Raw genomic sequence first — 565 nt, 5'->3', positions numbered from 1 at the left:
ATAGCACAGCGGGCACATGGACAGTAAGCGTACCAGGTAGTGACTTGACTGCGGATGCAGATAAGACAATTGATGCCAAAGTAACGTTTACAGATGCAGCAGGTAATAGCAGCAGTGTTAACGATACACAAACTTATACACTTGATACCACTGCACCAAATACACCAGTGATTGACCCAGTTAACGGGACAGACCCGATTACAGGTACAGCAGAACCTGGTTCAACAGTGACTGTGACTTATCCGGACGGTAGTACGAAAACTGTTGTTGCAGGACCAGATGGTACTTGGACTGTGCCAAACCCAGGTTTGAATGATGGCGATGAAGTTACAGCTGTAGCAACGGACCCTGCTGGCAATACATCAGGACCAGGAACAGCTATTGTTGATGCAGTTGGTCCAAATACGGATGGTGTTAATTTTGCTGTTGATTCGGTAACAGCTGATAATGTGATTAATGCATCAGAAGCGGCTGGCAATGTCACGATTACAGGTATATTGAAAAACGTTCCTTCAGATGCGGCTGCTACAGCCGTTACAATTGTTATTAATGGGGTAACTTATAC

General features: G+C 45.1%; 1 protein-coding gene. It reads left to right on the top strand.

The annotated features are described in order from the left end of the window. Positions 1 to 565, top strand: a 565-nt coding sequence (locus ABD296_RS50060) for an Ig-like domain-containing protein (RefSeq protein WP_407061606.1), incomplete at both ends; no start/stop codon positions are given.

The sequence above is a fragment of the Actinomadura napierensis genome, from assembly GCF_039529375.1.
Lineage (GTDB): Bacteria > Actinomycetota > Actinomycetes > Streptosporangiales > Streptosporangiaceae > Spirillospora > Spirillospora napierensis.
This window is presented reverse-complemented; position numbering and strand designations above follow the sequence as displayed.